The organism is [Clostridium] fimetarium (genome assembly GCF_900111235.1).
Lineage (GTDB): Bacteria > Bacillota > Clostridia > Lachnospirales > Lachnospiraceae > Clostridium_N > Clostridium_N fimetarium.
On record NZ_FOJI01000001.1, the window covers coordinates 412237 to 433719 of the forward strand.

13 protein-coding genes are annotated in these 21483 nt (G+C 34.1%); all 13 read left to right on the forward strand.

What is annotated here, in order from left to right; all coding sequences use genetic code 11:
* The first annotated feature begins 299 nt into the window (after positions 1 to 299).
* The 13 genes from BMY18_RS01820 to BMY18_RS01885 all read left to right on the forward strand — a co-directional run bounded on the left by BMY18_RS01820 (position 300) and on the right by BMY18_RS01885 (position 21432).
* Positions 300 to 812: an RNA polymerase sigma factor gene (locus tag BMY18_RS01820; RefSeq protein WP_092449981.1), complete on the forward strand. Its 513-nt coding sequence runs from the start codon at positions 300 to 302 to the stop codon at positions 810 to 812.
* A 27-nt stretch (positions 813 to 839) separates the two neighbouring features.
* Complete coding sequence (locus BMY18_RS01825) at positions 840 to 2432, forward strand: hypothetical protein (protein ID WP_092449983.1); 1593 nt, start codon at positions 840 to 842, stop codon at positions 2430 to 2432.
* Positions 2433 to 3420: 988 nt separating this feature from the next.
* Positions 3421 to 5289, forward strand: a complete 1869-nt coding sequence (locus BMY18_RS01830; protein WP_092449985.1) for a polysaccharide biosynthesis protein — start codon at positions 3421 to 3423, stop codon at positions 5287 to 5289.
* Positions 5290 to 5339: 50 nt separating this feature from the next.
* Positions 5340 to 5675: a hypothetical protein gene (locus BMY18_RS01835; RefSeq protein ID WP_139197201.1), complete on the forward strand. Its 336-nt coding sequence runs from the start codon at positions 5340 to 5342 to the stop codon at positions 5673 to 5675.
* A 430-nt stretch (positions 5676 to 6105) separates the two neighbouring features.
* Positions 6106 to 7014 (forward strand): helix-turn-helix transcriptional regulator, encoded by a 909-nt coding sequence (locus BMY18_RS01840; protein ID WP_092449989.1) that lies wholly within the window; start codon positions 6106 to 6108, stop codon positions 7012 to 7014.
* A gap of 90 nt (positions 7015 to 7104) precedes the next feature.
* The gene (locus BMY18_RS01850; RefSeq protein ID WP_092449991.1) at positions 7105 to 7458 is read left to right on the forward strand and encodes a TIGR04076 family protein; all 354 of its coding nucleotides are present in this window, start codon (positions 7105 to 7107) and stop codon (positions 7456 to 7458) included.
* Between the two features lie 356 nt (positions 7459 to 7814).
* Positions 7815 to 8666 (forward strand): BglG family transcription antiterminator LicT, encoded by an 852-nt coding sequence (gene licT / locus BMY18_RS01855; RefSeq protein ID WP_092449993.1) that lies wholly within the window; start codon positions 7815 to 7817, stop codon positions 8664 to 8666.
* A 240-nt stretch (positions 8667 to 8906) separates the two neighbouring features.
* Positions 8907 to 11042, forward strand: a complete 2136-nt coding sequence (locus BMY18_RS01860) for a PTS sugar transporter subunit IIABC (RefSeq protein WP_092449994.1) — start codon at positions 8907 to 8909, stop codon at positions 11040 to 11042.
* A 259-nt stretch (positions 11043 to 11301) separates the two neighbouring features.
* A complete protein-coding gene (locus BMY18_RS01865; RefSeq protein WP_092449996.1) occupies positions 11302 to 12543 on the forward strand; it encodes a GH25 family lysozyme in 1242 nt (413 codons plus the stop codon).
* Between the two features lie 257 nt (positions 12544 to 12800).
* Positions 12801 to 16079 (forward strand): beta strand repeat-containing protein, encoded by a 3279-nt coding sequence (locus BMY18_RS01870; RefSeq protein ID WP_092449997.1) that lies wholly within the window; start codon positions 12801 to 12803, stop codon positions 16077 to 16079.
* 64 nt (positions 16080 to 16143) lie between these two features.
* The gene (locus tag BMY18_RS01875) at positions 16144 to 17031 is read left to right on the forward strand and encodes a hypothetical protein (protein WP_092449999.1); all 888 of its coding nucleotides are present in this window, start codon (positions 16144 to 16146) and stop codon (positions 17029 to 17031) included.
* Positions 17021 to 18886, forward strand: coding sequence for an Ig-like domain-containing protein (locus BMY18_RS01880; protein ID WP_170841253.1), 1866 nt, complete (start codon positions 17021 to 17023; stop codon positions 18884 to 18886). The genes BMY18_RS01875 and BMY18_RS01880 overlap by 11 nt, the downstream gene beginning before the upstream one ends.
* An 89-nt stretch (positions 18887 to 18975) precedes the next feature.
* Positions 18976 to 21432: a dockerin type I domain-containing protein gene (locus BMY18_RS01885; RefSeq protein WP_092450003.1), complete on the forward strand. Its 2457-nt coding sequence runs from the start codon at positions 18976 to 18978 to the stop codon at positions 21430 to 21432.
* Positions 21433 to 21483: the final 51 nt, after the last annotated feature.

Below are 21483 nucleotides of genomic sequence, written 5' to 3' on the forward strand. Positions count from 1 at the left end.
TTTTTAAAATCTTTAATTGGTGCGATGTTAATGGTATAATTTACTAAAATTTAAATATTATATTACAATATTTTTATCCGGGGGGAGAATTATTAAATAATATAGCCATAAACTCTGATGGGTTTATGGCTTTTTTATGTAGTATTTAAAAAAATGAAACTTTTTTCGATGTTTGTATCGTAATTCATGTAGAGTAGAAAATCCGGAGACTATTCATACTATTTTGAGTTTGATTATTAAAATTAATATGCAACATTATATACAGTGAAAATCTGTATATATGCGAGGAGGAGGCATAAGTGAAAGCAGATTATGCAGGGATGTCATTTGAACAGGTTCTAAAAAAATATGCAGATACAGTAACAAGGGTATGCATTGTTCACTGTGGAAATCAAACAGATGCACAAGACTGTTTTCAAAATGTATTTCTTAAATTATATCAAAGTGATATCGACTTTGAAAGTGAAGCCCATATCAGGGCGTGGTTGATACGAGTTGCTGTTAATGATTGTACGGATTGGTACAGGCAGTTTTGGAAAAGAAGAATTATACTGACCGATGAGTTTCCTGATAATAATACAGAAATGACGCAGGAGCAGGATGATAGTGTAATTCCATACCTGATGAAGCTGCCATTTAAGTACCGTAGAATCTTGTATTGTCATTATTATGAGGATAAGAAAATATCAGAAATGGCTACAGAATTGAAACTTTCAGAGAACACTGTGAAAACTCAGCTTGTCAGGGGTAGAGAACTGCTGAAAAGAAATATAAAAAAGGCTCAGACAGTTCATATCGTTACATCTTTATAAAAGTTAGCATACAGGAGGATTTGTGAAATGAATATAAAACGAGATCTAGACCGCATCCATACGAAAGACAGCTGGATAGAGAGTACGTTGTCCAGAGTAGACCAGATGGAACAGGAAAAGGGGAAAAACATGAAGAAGAAAAAGAGTAAAATGTCAATACGGGTTGTAGTGGCGGCGGCAACAATTACAGTCTTATCGGTAGGAACCGTATTTGGTTATAATTATGTGCAGAGAACAAAAAATAATAATTATGAATCACTTAATACAGCAAAGTCAATGGATCACCTTTCAGGATCTGCAGATAACGGTGTTACATTAGAAACGGTAGGGACAACGGTGTCTAATAAGGACATCAGTATTGAGTGTACCTCATATAAAGCGGAAGATCACACCGTCTATATTGGGCTGTATGTTAAGACCGCTGATGGATCTGCATTATTTGATGAGACAGAGAATAAAGTCGCAGTTCTTGCAAGAAGTAGATTTGATAACATCAGTGTTGCTATTGATGGCGAACCATATGTAGCGTACGTAACAGAAGGAAAAACAACTCAAAATATACTTTATGTTGAGCAAAATCAACCCACTGGAAAAAATTGTCGTATACAAATGGTAGGAGATGGGGGCGATCCTTCATGCATGCAGTATGAGCTGGTATATTCGAATAATGAAATTGATTTATCTGGCAAGAAGTTGTCCTTCCAGGTCAGTAAATTTGGTGCTGATTTTGAAGTGTTTTCTGATATTGGATTTACCGCAGACAATGTTTCTGTTTTATTGGAGAGCGGAACACCAGCAGATGAAAGCGCATTTGTTGTAGAAGATAACGCCAAGAAGTATGAAGGTATTGGTTATGAGTTGCTTCCAGGTAATAATAAAATTTATTTTTCAGACAGGTATTCAGGATGCTATATTGATAATTTTGGTTATCATAAGATTAATGGATATAACAATACACAGACTTTCTATATGACTGTGGTATGTGACAGTGACCAAGCAAGGGAAGCACTTTCCAAGATGACGTTTCAGAATATAATTACGGGAAGTACTGTTTGTTATGAGAAAAAGGTTCTTTCAGATGGTAGAATTCAGTTTACGTATAATGTAAATGTTGACCGGAAGTATTCGCGCACCAATGATGGAATCTATATTGATACAACAGATGATTATATACAGAATCTGAGACTCAAAAAGCTTGAGAATCCAGGTGATGAACGAGTAATCACAAGCGATGCAGAACTTTCCTTTGATGTAGATTTAGCGCAAAAAGACCAGACAGCTATAAATGAAATCAGTATTCAACCAGAATTGGTTGTTACAAGTGAAAACAATCAGACAGCTTTCAAAGTTCATACACTAAAACTAGACAGTATGAAACTGACAATAGATGGGAGCATGCAGCAGATACCAGCGGATATGAAAATGTTCGGGATAAGCAGACAGTTTTCCCCACAGATTATTATGAAGAATGGAAATGTAGTAAGTGCTGGAAATGGCGGTGGTGGCGGAAATATATATACTGGAAATTACTCATTCTCCTGGGTACTTCCATCTTTAGTCAATCCAAAAGAGATTTCCCAGATTATATGGCATGGTACGGTGTTGTATCAGGCGCAATAGATAGTTTAGCCCCGTTTTATGTGACGGGGCTAATTTTTGGCTTAATTGATAAATCACAATTTGAATAAAATGATTATAAATCTTTAATTGGTGTGATATTAATGGTATAATTCATTAAATAGTTTCATTGGAAATAGTGAAGTCAGGACGGAAGAGCCAACAGTCGGTAAGTGTACAGTATATACGAACAAGGGAACTTATTTTGGTGGGATGACATATGCTTTCAGCGAAATTGTGGAAGTTACAAGCCAAGAAATTGTGATTACAATAGGGAAAATGCAATCAACGGTTCCGGTATGTGATGTATCCGTAATTTTGATGAAAGAGAAATGTGCTATTAGAACCAAGATGTAGATTATTTACAAGATAGTTTAAAGTTGTTTTCAAAGGATAAAATAATAGAAGAGAAATGTGGAATTTTTATTCAGATATGAAAATAGTAAATTTTAGCGGATTAAAGTCTAGGGGGGAGAAAAATTGGATCGATCGCAGGAATGATCATTATTATCTTTTTTAAGTTTAAGTTTGATTTTTGGATGTGGATGACAATTATTCTATGGCTTTTATGTAGTTTATTAGCATCAACAGTTTTTACTAGATTTGAAGTGGAAGAATAGAAACTATTAATGTTGCCGGTGTAGAAATTATTTTGAAGTTGTTTTAATGCCTTTTAATGTTCAAGAAATAAATGACGTTAGAATGAAATATGGGCAGTATATTAATGAGATGGAAATGAATAAGTACGCTTGAATCGATACATATAACATATATCTTAAAAAGATAAATATTTTGCATAGAGTTATATATGTAGTATAATAGCATTATTATGATTCAAAAGTATCTATAATCAATTCAAAAAGTAGTAAGATTTTAATAATTCATGGAAAATAAGTATGTAATTAATTGATTTAGTATACAGGTAAAAACTATATATTTTTTGAATACTAATTGAATATAAACAAGCTAACAGATGGAGAAAATCAAAGTTATGAAAATGACAAAAAAAGATAAAATGCAATTATATGTGAGAAGAATATTTCTTTTTATATCAGATATTATATTGATTAATATTGCAGTATTTATTTCCCTAATTATGCGATTTAGTATGAGCGTTTCTGCAATCGAGCCAATTTATATTAATCACTTTAAATCATTTATAATCCCATATACATTTGTTACATTAGTGATATTCTGGGTATTTAGGATGTATCATAGTTTATGGCAGTATGCGAGTATCACAGAAGTATATAAGATTGTAGAGGCTTGTGTGGTAGTAGAAGTTGTACATTTTATTATGACTTCAAAATTTAACCTTAAGCTTCCAATAAGCTGCTATACTATGTCTGCAATGTGCTTGATCTATTTATTAGGAATTAGCAGATTTATGTATCGAATACTTCGTACAACGATTCAGAATTATAGACAAACTAATATAATATACCGAATTATGATAATCGGTGCAGGTGAAGCTACTAATATTATAATGCGTGAGATTGCGGCTAGCAAATATTTAGATGATTCAAAGGTCCTTTGTATCATTGATGATGATAATCATAAAGTGGGAAAATCTATTCGTGGTGTTAAGGTGGTAGGTTCCAGATTTCAGATTAAAGAATATGTCAGTTATTACAATATTAACCAGATTATTTTCGCTATTCCCTCCGCTTCGATAGAGACACGGAAGGCGATATTAAATATCTGCAAAGAGACAAATTGTGAATTAAAGATTCTTCCTGGTATATATCAGCTTGTGGATGGAGAAATTGATATTAACGCTATCCGAAATGTAGACGTATTGGATTTACTTGGCCGTGACTCAATTGACGTCGACTTAGGTTCCATTATGAAATATGTTCAAGGCAAGATTGTAATGGTTACAGGAGGCGGTGGCTCTATCGGAGCCGAGTTGTGCCGTCAATTGGTTGAATACAATCCAAAATGTTTGATTATCTTTGATATTTATGAAAATAATGCTTATGAAATTCAACAAGAACTGCTTATTAGTTATCCAGAAGTAAAGGTGGAAACGCTTATTGGCTCTGTGCGTAATAAAAGTCGACTTGAGGATGTATTTAATCAGTATAGGCCAGATATTGTCTATCATGCAGCAGCCCATAAACACGTACCATTGATGGAAGTAAGTCCGAATGAGGCGATAAAGAATAATGTAGTAGGAACTTGGAATTTGGCCGCCATTGCAGATAAATATGGTGTTAGCAAGTTTGTTATGATATCTACTGATAAAGCAGTGAATCCAACCAATGTTATGGGTGCTACTAAAAGAATCTGTGAAATGATTATACAAGCATATAACGAACGTTCAAAAACAGATTATGTGGCAGTAAGATTTGGAAATGTGTTAGGGAGTAACGGTTCAGTGATACCACTTTTCAAAAAACAGATTGAAGCTGGTGGCCCGGTAACGGTTACACATCCCGATATCATCCGCTATTTCATGACTATCCCAGAAGCTACATCCTTAGTGCTACAGGCTGGAGCTTATGCCCATGGTGGGGAAATCTTCATTTTAGATATGGGAGAACCAGTTAAAATTGATGATTTAGCAAAGAATTTAATTCGCCTCTCAGGTTACATTTTAGGTGTAGATATGGAGATAAAATATACCGGACTTCGTCCTGGTGAAAAATTATTTGAAGAACTTCTTATGAGTGAAGAAGGATTACAGAGTACTAAAAATAAGCTTATTCACATTGGCAAGCCAATTGTGTTCGATAAAGAAAAGTTTTTTGAGCAATTGAATGTATTAAAAGATGCGTCCTATAGTGAAACAAAGGACATTAAAACTTTAATTAAAGAAGTTGTATCTACTTATAAATTAGGTAATTCAGAACAATAGAGTAAGATAATTAGAATAAATAAATTTAGAAAAAATCATAATATTCTTTAATGTACCAACAAAGAAGGGCGGTTAGAAGTCAGTATTACAATTCAGACATTCAGTTTCATGTAAACAAAGTTAGTATGGAATGGTATATAGAGAATAAATCAATGGATAAGCATTCAATCGCAGCTACCAAGACATTTGGTACAGGCCGAGAGGATGCTTATTTTATTTTTGAGGATACGTTGAATTTTAAGACTGTAACTATAAAAGACAGAGTAGATGATGGAGATGGCAAGTATCATTATGTAGTTAATAAAAATGAGACTATGCTTGCCAGGGAAAAACAGAATCAGATGAAGGAAGCTTTTGAGGAGTGTATATTCAAAAATCCAGATTGAAGGACAAAGTATGTGGATTATTTATTGATACTTATATTCTGAAACGAGGTATAAAATGATAGGAAAACCAGTATGCAAGCATGTAAAAGTACTTCTCGTTATAGGAAACATAGAATATTTCATTTTATAATATTCTGATTTCTGAATTAAATACAATTATTATCGCTACATAAAGTTGTAAAAAATTCCACTTACTATATAATATAACTTAATATATGCTTTGAAATCTCAATATTTAAGGGAAACATTCAATAAATTTGTTGTAGGGATATTGTGAAATTTATTTCATATAATTTTCTTTATAATAATTACCGCAGAGAATATAGACTTAATAGGAGACGACTATGCTAAAAAAGAGAAACATAATCTACCTGTTGTTTCTAATATGTGCATTCAGCACATTAACAGCCTGTACGAAGCAGTAGTTCATATGAAGATAGACAGATTGATCGGGATTCTTTCGGTTCTTTTACAACAGAAAAAGATTACAGCCCCTGAACTTGCAGATAAATTTGAGGTTTCTAAAAGGACAATCAACACAGATATAGAAAATCTTTGTAAAGCAGGAATTCCAATACAAACGGCACAAGGATATGGTGGTGGAATCCAGATAATGGATGGTTACCGAATGGACAGAACACTTCTTACATCTAAGGATATGCAAATGATCATGGCAGGGTTGCGTAGCCTTGATAGTGTGAGTGGAAGTAATTATTATGGACAACTTATGGAGAAACTTAAACACGGTTCCTCCCACTTTATTGGTGGCAAAGATTCCATTTTAATTGATTTGTCTTCTTGGTATAAGAATGCAATGGCACCTAAGATTTCTCTCATACAAGAAGCCATAGAAAGCAGGAAGCTTATCACTTTTGATTATTACTCACAATCTGGAAACAGCATTCGTAAGATCGAACCATATTACCTTATTTTCAAATGGTCCAGTTGGTATGTTTGGGGATGGTGTCATAATAGAGAAGCTTTTAGACTTTTTAAGTTAAATCGTCTGGACGGACTCAAAAAAAGTAAAGACGGATTTGTACTTCGAGAAGTTCCGATTCCAAATTTATCAATAGAAAAGATATTCCCTGGGAAAATTCATGTGAAAGCAATATTTGCTCTGGAAATGAAATGGAGACTCGTGGAAGAATTTGGATCGCATTGCTTTGAAGAGATAGAGGACGAAAAGCTACTGTTTTGCGCTGATTACACAGATAAAGATAATTTGATTTCATGGCTACTTACTTTTGGTGATAAGGTCGTTCTTTTAGAACCAATTGAGGTAAAAGAAGAAATAAAGGAAATGTTAATAGGAATGCAAAAAAATCATGATAGATAGGAGCTATCTTGGGGACAAAGAACGTGCTATGTTGCGGACCCAGAGGGGAATCTGATCGAAATTGGGTCATTTACAAAATAGGAGGCAGATATGAAAAAATGGTATGATGAAGAATATGAATTTGAGATTGAAGTAACAGGTTTTTTACGCGGTGAACATACAGAGCATTACTGTAGAAATGGGGAAGAAATAGGAGATAAATATACCTGTACCTATGGCTGCCCAGTGAATGAGCAGGGTCAGGGAATATGTTCTAAGCTAATGATGATCCTTTTCCCTGCAATGGAAGCGGTCCGAAGTGGTGGTGATCTTACGAATATCGGAGGTTGTGAAAAACTGGTAAAGGACTTTGTCTGCCCGGATGGATGCGTATGTTTTCGAATGACGGCGAAAAAAACCGGTAACGATAATTTTTATAAAGGTGAATTTTACAAGGAAGATTAGGAAGTAAAAAGGTTGCTATTGCACAAATAGTTCGTCGATTTGCACATATAAACACGTTGAATACTAACTATAATGTACGAAATTATTATTATGTATTGTTTTATTAAAAATAATATGGTATTATAAAAGCAGTAATAAATGGCTGCGACTGGTAATACAGGCAGGACCTCAATTGTACATAATCCATTCAATATGGATTAGCAATGCAGGTCTTTTTTTTTACCTATGGGAAATCAACCAACTATATCATCGCTTATAAGGAGTGTTTTCTTAACAACATAAATTTGTTACTAAGAATGTAATTCAAGGGGAACATATATGTTATTGTTATAAAGATACGGCTAAGGAGGTCGGTTGTGTATAAGATTGTGCGGGTTGTTAGTAATAACTTTGTAATATCGAAAGATGAAGATGATAAAGAAATTATTGTAAGAGGACTTGGCATAGGCTTCAGTAAGTCCCAAGGTGATATCATCCCAAAAGAAAAGGTTGAAAAAATATATCGAATGGATACGCCAAGGCAAATCAATCATTTAACTCAGCTGGTTGAAAATATGCCTTTAGATTATATTACAGTCTGCACGCAAATCATAGAAAATGCCCATTTGAATTTGGGAAAGAGACTGAGCCAGAATATCTATATAACACTGACGGATCATATTTGTTTTGCATTAGAGAGAAAAAAGACTGGGTTAGTATATAAAAATGAGATGTTATGGGAAATTAAAAATTTCTACCCTTCTGAATATGCGCAAGGAGAGTTGGCAATTGCCATTGTTAAGGAAAAGTTGGGTGTTGAGCTATCAGAAGATGAGGCCGGATTTATTGCACTACACTTTGTTAATGCGGAACTGGAAACCGGAATGAGTGATATGTTAAATATTACAAAGATGATTCAAGGAATTGTCGATATCATTGAAAGGTACTATAAAATCACACTCGATCAGGAGTCTTTGGATTATGGAAGATTTATTACACATCTGAAATTTTTAGGACAACGGATTTTTAAAAAACAGATAATGCAGGAGAATGACAGTGAATTTACGCAAATGATTCGTAATCTGATACAGGAAAAATATCCGAAGGATTTCTTATGTGCGAAAAGAATACAGAGTTATATCCAGGGACACTTTGGACATCTGTTATCGAACGCAGAAATGTTTTTCCTGATGACGCATTTGGGTAAACTTATGAAAAGAAAAGATTAGGATATAACAGCTTATGGCACGCAGAACACATGCGCAGGGATGAGTAAGAATATATAAGAAAAGTGAATGTTTTGGCTTGTGACTCATATTTAGAGGCAAGACCGCATACAGATTTATGCTTATTTTTGTGATAATAGGCAATAATTCTGCTAGCGGTCTTTTTTGTTTAGTAGTATTAAGTATCTTATCTGCAATTATGCAGAATTATATAGATAAAAAATATATTTTAGGAGGAAAAAGATGAAAGATAAAATTTTTGGTGTATTACAAAGAGTTGGACGTTCCTTTATGTTGCCGGTTGCGGTATTGCCGGTAGCTGGACTTCTTCTTGGGCTAGGAAGCTCATTTACAAACAAAACAACACTGGCAACTTATAACTTATTAGGAATCATGGGACCGGGTACGATGATTTACAATATCTTAACGATTATGAGCAAATGCGGTAGTGTTATATTTGACAACCTGCCACTGATATTTGCAGTTGGTGTTGCGATTGGTATGGCTAAGAAAGAAAAAGAAGTAGCAGCATTAGCCTCAATGATAGCATTTTTAGTTATGCATTCCGCAATCAGTGGTATGATAACGATTTACGGTGGGCCAGAAGCCTTTTTAACTGGAGCCACAGGTACAGTTTTGGGTATGGTTTCGCTACAGATGGGTGCGTTTGGTGGTATTATTGTTGGTCTTGGTGTGGCGGCATTGCATAACAAGTTTTACAAGATTGAACTACCGGCAGCACTCGCATTTTTCCAGGGAACTAGATTTGTTCCTATTATCAGTACTGTAGTATTCCTTTTTGTAGGAATTTTAATGTTTTATATATGGCAACCGGTACAGGTTGGAATCAATAATTTGGGTGGTGTCGTACAAAGTTCAGGTGTTTTTGGAACATTTTTATATGGTATGATTAAGAGACTATTGATACCATTTGGTCTACATCATGTATTTTATATGCCATTTTGGCAGACAGCAATCGGAGGAACAATGGAAATTGCTGGACATAGTGTAGTTGGTGCTCAGAATATCTTCTTCGCACAACTGGCTGATCCTACAACAACACATTTTTCTACGTTAGCAACCAGATTTTTCAGTGGTGAATTTATTATTTATATTTTCGGTTTGCCGGGCGCCGCATTGGCGATTTATCGCTGTGCACGTCCTGAGAAGAAAAAAGCAGTATACGGACTATTATTTTCAGCAGCAATAACTTCCATTATGACTGGTATTACCGAGCCACTTGAATTTTCGTTTCTTTTTGTAGCTCCACTTCTATTTGGAATTAACGCAATTTTGGCAGGACTTGCATATGCCATTGCGCAGGCACTGAATATTGCAGTCGGCTTAACGTTTTCAGGTGGGTTCATTGATCTGTTTATGTTTGGTATTTTACAGGGAAATAGTAAGACCTCTTGGCTACTTATCATTCCAGTAGGAATTGTTTATTTTGCAGTATATTATTTCCTCTTTAGTTATTTAATTAAAAAATTAAACTTGAAGACTCCGGGTAGAGAGGAAGACAGCGAGGAAACCAAGCTATATACTCGAGCTGATTATAATAAGAAGAAAAATGCAACGATAGATAACAAAGGCAATGAAGCGGAGGAACTATCAGCAGCCATTACGCAGGGCCTTGGCGGAAAGGCAAATATCAGTGATGTTGATTGCTGTGCAACCAGATTAAGAATAACGGTGATTGACGGTAATAAAGTAAAAGAGGACATTTTAAAATCAACAGGAGCAGCAGGAGTTATTCATAAAGGGACGGGTGTCCAGGTGATTTATGGACCGAAAGTGACCATTATTAAATCAAATCTGGAAGATTATTTGGAGACAGAGGATGCTACTATCGAGAAAGTTGTTACTGAACCTAAAAGAAAAATGAGTACAGATAAGGAAACGATTGAAAAACAGGAAATCGTAATGGGACAGGAAACAATTATCTATGCTCCATTAAGTGGTAATGTAATGGAACTATCTGAAATCAAAGATGGTGTTTTTTCCGAAGAAATGTTAGGGAAAGGCTTTGTAATCGATCCGACGGAAGGCAAAGTTGTGGCACCATGTGATTGTAAGGTGGAAACAATTTTTGATACAAAACATGCCATAGGATTAAGTTGTGGTAATATAGAAATACTGATTCATATTGGCATAGATACCGTTCAGTTAAACGGAAAAGGCTATGATATTAAAGTACGTGAAGGTGATGTCCTAAAGAAGGGCGATGTAATTGGTTATTTTGATATTAAGGCAATAACCGATTTAGGGTATCGTGTGGTGACGCCTGTTACGATTACGAATACGAGTGATTTTACAACAATTAAACTTCTGAAAAAAGATTCCATAAAAGCAGGAGAAGAAATACTCAGTGTGCAGTAGATTTGTCATAGTAATTATCGACAGGATTACCATTTCAATATAGTTGCCGCTCGGCTGTTATACTTACAGCTTTTAAAAGAGGTCATACAGTCGTCCATTAGGTGGACGACTGTATGACCTTTTGTTAAAATATAGTGCGAATAAAAAATATAAATAATATTGATATTTCTATTGTATTTTTCTGATAAGCTATTACAATAGTAAATGGAACATTTTGTTAGAATGATTGAGTAAAAATAAAAGTAAGAACAGGAGGGTTATGAAAAAAAATATTTTCAAAAAGATTAATATCTTAGTAATCGTAATTGTTGCATTATTGTGTGTCCCTTTGAATGCAAATGCTGCAAATTTTAAAGATGGTTCACGTGTGCTGGGAGATGTTACCAATGATAAAAATATTGATATTTTCGATATACTTCAAATCCAGCGACATATTTCGGGAACGCTTGTGCTTACGGGGGATGATTTTGTTGCGGCAGATGTTACCTCTAATAATGTTGTAGATATTTTTGATGTTCTAAGTGTACAACGATATATTCTTGGAGAAACGACACATTTTATTCACTCATATACGGCGACAGTAATTCAGAAACGTACATGTACAGACGACGAAATTACTAAGTATACATGTTTATGTGGAGATACATATAATGCAGTAACAGCAAAAGCAACTGGACATATTCCGGGAGTTGCACAGATAGATGCAGACGGTAATTATGTAATAAAATGTACGGTATGTAATGAAACAATCACATTGATTGAAAAGTATACTGGTTGGTTTGAAACGAATGATAGTAAGTACTATTACAATAGCGGAGTAAAGGAAACTGGTTGGAATAGTATCAATGGCAGAAAATATTATTTTTCTAATGAAGGCGTATTGCAATCGAAATCAGGCATTGATGTATCGTCACACCAAGGAACAATTGACTGGGCAGCAGTAAAAGCGGATGGGATAGATTATGCAATCATTAGAATTGGATATGGTGATGATATTGCAGGCACTGTAGAACCAGGACAAGATGATAGTACGGCGCTTTACAATATGAAAGAATGTGAAAGACTAGGAATTCCATATGGCGTTTATTTATACTCCTATGCATTGACGACAGATGAAGCAAAAAGCGAAGCAGCGCATCTGATTAGAATGTTAATTGGAAGAAACCCAACAATGGGGGTGTATTATGATATTGAAGCTACGGATTATTATGAAAAGCATGGTTTTGATATAGTAGCAAATAGAAGCTTGCTCAACGAGTTTTGTAATATTGTTATGAGTACTCTAAAAGAAAATGGTTATTCACCCGGAGTATATTCATTCTTTAATTTCTTTGCTGAAAATTTGGATATTCCAACACTTAATGCTGATAAATTATGGGTTGCATTTTGGGATATAAAAGAATCTCCATTTGGTAACTGGAATATGTGGCAATACACAAGTAATGGTACAGTGTCTGGAATTGGTGGAAGAGTGGATATGGATGTGTTGATACCTAACTAATAATAAAGCTGAAAATGCAAACTATTACTATTAAAACCACTTAAAATAAGACTAAATTCTATTTACAATAATATCCTTCTAGCGTATAATTAATTAGGATAAGTTAAGGCTTATAAGATAGTTTAGCGCAAAATCACAAAAAATAAGCTTATATATGGTAACTAACCATTATATATCATATTAATTTTGTGTAAAAAAGAATAGTTATAGGGTACACGCACATTCTTTGCGTAATAATAAGGAGGAAAAAATAATATATGAACAGATTATTAAGAAAAAAGAAGCTAATTTCAATTCTTCTATCAGTTGCATTAGTATTTAGTGGTATTTATGTTTCACATAAGACTGTAAATGCTGCACCTGCAGAAGTACAAGTGGTGACATCATTGTCATCAACAACAGCAAAACCGGGTGATACTATCACCGTTACAGTGGCATTGCAAAATTATGCAAATTATGCAAAGACAATTGATGCGTTTAAGTTGTCAATGAATATCGATCAAAATTATTTCGAATTTGTTAGAGCAGCAGCAGATACAACATTAAACAATATAGAATCATTTACAATGATGTATTCAACATCAGGAGTTCATAATGAAGCTTTTATTAACAATAATGTAGAGCTTTCATTTTCTGATGCGAGATATCATTTGAATCAATCAACAACAAATTTATATTCATTTCAGTTAAAAGTTAAGAGTACAATTACAGCAGATGCTATGATGGAACTTACAACTGCGGGAGCTACTGTTGTATATACTGGAGAAAGTGCATCAAATCCATTACCTTTAACTTCAGTTCCAGCTAATCTAAATATTTTAGCAGCTGCACCAGTTGTTGCGTTAACAAGTAGTGATGCAGTTCATACAAATGCTACTTATAATAACAACGTTACTGTAAACCTTAATAAAGGAACCGGAGAGGTTTATAAGGATGGAACGAAAGTTGCTGATGTATCTTCAGCTAATCCTTATACAGCATCAGCTAATGGTTCATACTCAATTAAGAATGCAAAAGACGCTGTAGGAAATACAGCAACTGAAACAACATTTTCAATAAGTCTTGGTTTAAAGAGCATTTCAATTGCTTCTTCACCAACAAAGACATCGTATCTTGAGGGAACAGTAACAGCTATTGATCCAACAGGCGGCGTTATAAATCTTATTTACAATAATGATTCAACTTCAACAGTTAATTTGACTGCAGCAATGTGTACTGGTTATGATTTAACATCATATTCTTCCACAACACCAACGCAGAGTGTAACTGTTACCTATGAAGGAAAGACTACAAGCTTTAATGTTAGTGTAACTAAGAAGGCTGTAGCTTCAATTAAGGTAACATCAAATCCAACTAAAACAGTTTATTCACAGGGCAATACCGTAAGTGCTACTGGGGGCAAGATCACAGTAACTTATGATAATGGCACTACAGAAGTAGTTGATATGACAGCTGGTATGATAACTTCACCAGATATGGCTACAACAGGTACCAAAGATGTGACTGTAACATATTCAGGAAAAACAACAACTTATGCAATAACAGTTAATGATAAGGTTGTAACAAGTTTTACACTTGCCGGAACATCCGGTTTGTCAGTTACTGAAGGAATGGCATTAGGCTTATCTGGAGTAACAGCTAATTTGGTGTATGATAATGGCACAACAGCAATTCTTCCAGTGACAGCAGCAATGATAAAATATACAGATGCTGTTGGTACACAGGCAGTTACAGTAACGGTTGCAGATGTAACAAATACATTTAATATTACAGTTAATGCTAAGGTAGCAACTGCTATCGCAATGTTTGCATATCCAAAAACAAATTATAAAGAGGGAGATGCTTTCTCTTTAAGTGGAGCACAGATAAAAGTTACTTATAATAATGGAACAACAAGTGCTGCAATTGATGTTACTAGCGCAATGATTTCTCCTGCAACTCCTATAATGTCAAACTATGGTGTTGAACAGACAGTTACAATTACGAATAGTAGTTTAACAACAACATACAAATATACAGTTTCTTCAAAGCAATTAAGCGGTATATCTGTAACAGCACCAACAAAAACCGCATATGTTGAGAAGAATGCTTTTTCAACTGCAGGCGGTGTAATTACTATCAATTATGATAATAACACTTCTGCTACTATTAATTTGACTTCATCATATTGTACAGGCTATGATATGGCATCAGTTGGAAGTCAGACAGTAACAGTAACTTATATTGAAGGAAGCATAACAAAAACTGCTACATTTGCTATAGTAGTTAATGCAAAGAGCCTTACTTCTATCAGCGTGAATGCTAATCCAACAGTTACTACAGTTTTGGAAGGTAAAACACTATCATTAGCTGGTGGAATTTTAAATCTTGCTTATGATAATGCAGATGCTAGTACTGTTGATATGACACAGGCAACAGTAACAGGTTTTGATAGCAACAAAGTTGGCACTCAGACAATAACATTGACTTATGGTGGAAAAACAACTTCTTTAAATGTTACTGTTAAAGCTAAGACATTGACTGGGATTGTAGTTACAGCACCTACAACTACAACTTATTTAACAGCTCAGAGTCTTGATACTACAGGAATGAAGGTTAGTGCAGTATATGATAATGATACAAACGAATTTGTAACAGTTCCAGTTGCTGGAATTACAGGATTTGATAACAGCAAAGTTGGCACTCAGACAATTACAGTAAAATATTTGACAATGACTGCTACATTTAATGTAAAGGTACTTTCAAGAGATGCTCTTAATGCTGTTAACAGCAGTATAACGACAATTCAAGGAAAGACATTGACAGTTGCTGATGCAACAGCTGTGACCGCGTTAAGAACAGCTTATGACGCATTAAGCAGTGTAGAAAAGGCAGAAGTTAATGAATCAAAGATTAAAGCAATTGAAACTTCAATGTTAGCATTACTTTATCCAGCAAGCACAACTGAGAGTACTGATAAAAAGGTTTCAGTTATAGCACCAATAGGCTCAGTAAGCTATGAAGCAAAAATAATTATTGCTGGAATTACAAATAATGAAATATTAAGTTCTATTACAGAAAAAATCAACAGTAAGATTACAAATACAATTGAATTATTAAATACATTTGATTTATCATGTGTTAAAAAAGATGATATTACAAAAAAGATTGCACTTAATGGCAGTGTAGAAATTACAGTAAGTCTATCTGATGCAATCAAGACAATGATGAGTTCTTTAGCATCAAATGAAAAAATCAAGGTATTCTTCATCAATGATGATGGAACAATTGAAGATATGAACGCAGTATTTACACCAAGTTCAGTAAGCTTTACAACAACACACTTTAGCACATATGCTATCGTAAAGGTTACAGAACCAGTAGTTACAGAGCCAGTAGTTACAGATCAAGTTGTAACAGGATCTGTCGATGCTACTAATGCAGGTGTTAAAACTGGAGATACCACGAATGTATATATTATTATGATAGTTATGATATGCGCTAGTGGAACTCTTTTAACGGTAAGAAGAAAGAGAAAAGTAGCTGAAGAAGAATAAATTTATTATAAAGGTGGTGAGCAGTTTAAACTGCTCACTATTTTTTTATTATTAGGAGTAAATTATGAAAATTAATAAGACATTGATTGCCATTATTTGTATGATGCTTGTACTTATGCTATTGCCTCAAACTATAAAAGCTGAAGATAGTCTAAAGTTGGTATGTAAAACATCAAGTACCAATGTATATCCTGGAGAAAGCATAGACGTTGTAGTATATTTGGATAACTATGCTTCACCAAATATTAAAGATATTACTACACTGCAACTTTTTATCAATTTAAATTCAGATTATTATACATATGTTGAGAATTCATTAAAAGACTTGTCTGATGCAAAAGGTAATGAACAGATTTATAGTTTGAATTATGTAAGTGATAAAAAGCAGATACAATTACAATTCAGTGATTTGACTAAAATATTGAGTAGAAATACAAAAAATCTTTATCAATTTAAAGTGAAGATAAATGATAATTTATTGAATGGTAGTAATTTTGAGATAGGTCCTGATGTTTTTAAGTGCGTAGACGGAAGATCTGCTCAAATATATACGATTCCTTCTGAAATCACGAAGTCAAATATTCATGTTGTTGAAAAAAGTCTATCTGATTCTAAAGGAATCGAGAGTTATTCAGATAACATAATAAATAATGTAATCAGTAATACAGTAAGTAGTAGCAATAATAGTGAGAATGGTAGTGGGGCAATCAATCAAACTGATGCTGTGAATCAAACGGGTACTACTGTTAATAAATCAAGTGAAGCCGAAGTCTCAAATGCGATTGATACAGATGTTTCTGCCACAAATATAGATAGTAATGAAAATATAGCACAAGCAGGAAATTTTATAAATGCTGGGAGTGTTGCAGCTGTTATTATAATCAGTAGTGCGATCATCGGATTGATAACTTATTATGTTTTTAATAAAAGGAGGAAAAAGAATGAAAAATAAGGTGATTAAAACTTTTATTTCGTTTTGCATTGTTTTAAGCTGTATTGGAATTCAGATTTTGCCATCATTTGCTGGCACTGGGATTGACACTGGAATTGGGATTGACACTGGAATTGGCGCTGACACTGGTATTTCCACTGACACGGGAATTGAATTGTCTACTGATTATGCACAGTTGCAGTTGGTAAGTGACGGTGCAATGGAAAATGTATATTTTCCCGCAAATAATGGGAGATTTTTAGCAAGTGCAACGTGGGAAAGCGATTTAAAAGGATTAATTATTAATGCAATTGAAAGCTATTCAACTACAGTTGATATCTCCGGGCTAGATATTCCATACAATGCGGACAACTTGGCTTCTTTACGTTCGGCTATGAGCGCAACTTTTAACGAGAATCCGCAATTCTTTTATGTTAGTGGTGGATATAGTATCTGGCGCAATAATTCGGGAACACTTATAAGTATCGAGTTATCTTATAAAAATGAATATGTAATTTCAGGATCTACAATTCCTAATAAAGTAGCCATAGATGCCGATGTGAAGTTGTATAATGATGGTGTCAATTACGCAATGGAATCTGTTACAAGTTCAATGAGTGATATGGAAAAAATACTTGCTTTACATGATTGGTTAGTCAGAGAATGTGATTATGATTATGCAAATTATTTGGCAGGAACGATTCCACCAGATTCTTATTCTGCAAAAGGTGTATTCATGAAGGGCTCAGCTGTTTGTAATGGTTATGCATTAGCTTATAGCGCGTTAATGCAAAAAATTGGAATTTCTTCTTATGTTGTAACGAGTACAAGCATGAATCATGCATGGAACTTGGTTTCTTTAAACGGTAATTGGTATCATATTGATGCTACGTGGGATGACCCGGTTTTTAGTAGTTCAAAGCAATATGAAGATAGCCTCTGTGAAGGATATGTGAGACATGATTTTTTCCTCTTAAGTGATGATGAAATTAAAAATACCACAAGCGGTTCACATTATGGGTGGGCTTCTACAATTCCAATCGCTGCTTCTAGTGGTGGCTTTGATAATTATTGTTTTAAAAATGTCGATGTAAGTATGAATTACTACAATGGTTATTGGTATTATGGTACGGGTACTCACATATATAAGGCGTTGATTGATAAAGGTGTTTTACAGGATACAATAATTTCAGATTCTATAAGATATTTCCATATGGACGGTTCTATCATGTATTGGGCAACAAATAATAAACTTGTTAAATCCGATGCTAATGTCTATCCTGCCGCTTCCCAGATTATGAGCACACAGACTGGCACATATAATGGTTATAGCATTGGAGAATTTACAATCAAGAGAAATAAGCTTAAGTTGAATTTATATAAATATTCATCGGTTACATCTACTTACGCGTTTGAACATGTAAGTATAGGTCCATTAACTAGCATTTCATTAGATAGGACTAGCTATACATTAATTGGCGGGAATACTTTGCAATTGAATGTTACATATAATCCAACAGACACAACGGAAGATAAAACAATCATATGGAGCAGCAATAATGCAACAGTTGCAACTGTAAGTGATAATGGCGTTGTAAGTGCCTTGACGAATGGGACAGCTACAATTACGGCCACTTGTGGGACACTTTCAGCAACCTGTAATATCACTGTTGGGGATGTTAAACTAGGAGATGTAACACTTGATAATGCGGTAGACATATTTGATATATTGGAAATTCAGAGGAGTATTCTTGGGACATCTGTGCTTACAGGAAAAGCGTTAACAGCAGCTGATGTAACAAGAGATATTAAGGTAGATATTTTTGATATACTCGCAATACAACGTCATATTTTAGGCGTTGAGGTTATTAAGTAGAAGATGAGTCCTAAAAATAATTTCCTTAGTTCCTATTGAATAGGAAATAATTTATTGTTAAACTACTTATTTACAAAGGGGGGGGTAAAATGAAAAAGTTAAAAAAAATAATCACATTATTATTAATAATCAGTATTAGTATGAATTTAAATTTAAATGTATATGCAACAAGTGATGATACAGATGGGCCGGTAGTAGGGAATATCCGTATAGATAAAACCGAAGTTACTGCAGGAGATGCAATAAAGGTAACTGTAGAGATAAGTGATGCAAGTATGCTTAGGACAATGACTATAAGCGTGGGACGTCAAGCATATGATTATAATTATATACATCTGACCGATAATGGAGATGGAACATATAGTGGAACGTTGACGATAACTGACAGTTATGTAAATGGTGGTTATTATATAAACTATTATAATTTTGAAGACATGAGCGGAAATAAAGCATATGCATTCCCATCAGCATCATTATATCCTAATACTAATTTCATGGTAAGTGGATGTAGTGATGATACAGCAGCACCGGTAGTAGGGAATATCCGTATAGATAAAACCGAAGTTACTGCAGGAGATGCAATAAAGGTAACTGTAGAGATAAGTGATGCAAGTATGCTTAGGACAATGACTATAAGCGTGGGACGTCAAGCATATGATTATAATTATATACATCTGACCGATAATGGAGATGGAACATACAGCGGAACGTTGACGATAACTGACAGTTATGTAAATGGTGGTTATTATATAAACTATTATAATTTTGAGGACATGAGCGGAAATAAAGCATATGCATTCCCATTAGCATCAGCATATCCTGATGCTAATTTCACCATCTATAGTGAATTGGATGCACCTATAATTTTTCAAACTAGTTTAGCAGTTGCACTACAGCAGGCAACTATTGGTGAAACAGAAAGGTTGTATTTCAAAGCCAGTGATGCATCAGGCATCAAAGATGGTTCCGTAACATATATTACACCAAAAACAAAGGAAGAAAAAACATATCCATGTTCATATGATGCAGCAAATGACCAATATTACTCGGAAATCCCTGTTACCGAATATACGCAAAGTGGAAAATGGATTCTAAAAAGTATTACTTTAAATGATAATCTTATCAGTACAGCAAAAATCATATCAAGTGAAGCATATACTGGTGAGAATACAGTTGAGAATTCTATTGATTTAAGTTTAGGTGATTTTGAAGTCATAAATACAATTGAAGACACTGTAGCGCCGATCATTGAAACTAATTCAATTACCATGATTTCCAATCAGATTAATTTAAATGGTAGCTTTGTTTTTCAACTCAAAGCGACTGATGATTTGAGTGGGATTGAATCTGTTAAGGCAAATTATCTTAATCCAGATGGACAAGTATATACATGTAATATGAATTTAAAAGAAGATAACATTTATGAAGGCATAATAACAGTCGAAGATTCTCAATTACTGGGAAAATGGAATATTCAAAGCATCTGCATTTCAGATGTTTGTGGAAACAAGCAAGAATATACTTCGTTATTAGGAAAACTGAATTTTACAGTGATAGATGCTTATAGTGAAATTGGATCCTTGGATAAAGTCACATGGTACTTAAGCAATCAGACGGTAAGTTCATCAGTAATAAAAGGTGATGTGTATATTGGTCCAAATGCTGTTGTAACATTTAACAATGTTACCGTAACAGGAAATATCTATGTTTTGGGTGGCCTAAGAGCAGTGAGTATTACAGCTGATGGAATATATTGTGGGTCAATGAGCTTTGGTTATTTTGGAACGTTTTATAATGGAACAGCTTTGCTATCAGGATCAAATTATATAAATTCTATAGTATGTTTGACCTATCCTGTAACTGAACTGCCTCTGATTATAGCTGGGAATATTTATTCGGCAAATGGATACCTAAATATGAAAGGTGTAACAGTGCCAGTTGTCAATGTTTATGTCAATGGAAAGCCGGTTGAGACTAATGCGGAAGGTAAGTTCTATATCAATGATTTATATATTGGTGATGCAGACAGCATTACGGTTCAACTAACAACAGTTTTTGGAAATACAATTTTAAAAACATACAGCATTAATAAATATTTGATTGATGAATCAGGAAATCTAAATATGGCACCTGTGATTACGGCTGAGAATATTATTTATACAAAGAATCAGGAGTATGATTTGCTTGATGGCATTACAGCATACGATAATGAAGATGGCAGTATGACAGACAAAATTACTATTCTATCAAACAATTTAGATATAACGAAAAGTGGTACATACAGCATTACATATGGTGTTACGGATTCTGGGAATGCCAGTGTTCAAAAAACAGTTAAAATTTTAGTCCCAAAATCAGGTGATGTTACATTTGATAATGCAATAGATATTTTTGACATTTTAAGTATTCAAAGATATATACTTGGGACGTCAGAGCTTGCCGAAAAATCGATGATAGTTGCTGATGTAACAGGGAATAGTAAAGTAGATGTTTTTGATATACTCGCAATACAACGTCATATTTTAGGCGTTGAGATTATTAAGTAAGTAATAAATAAGAAAATAGTTGAATACGATAAATTATAAAGTCGTTTAGAG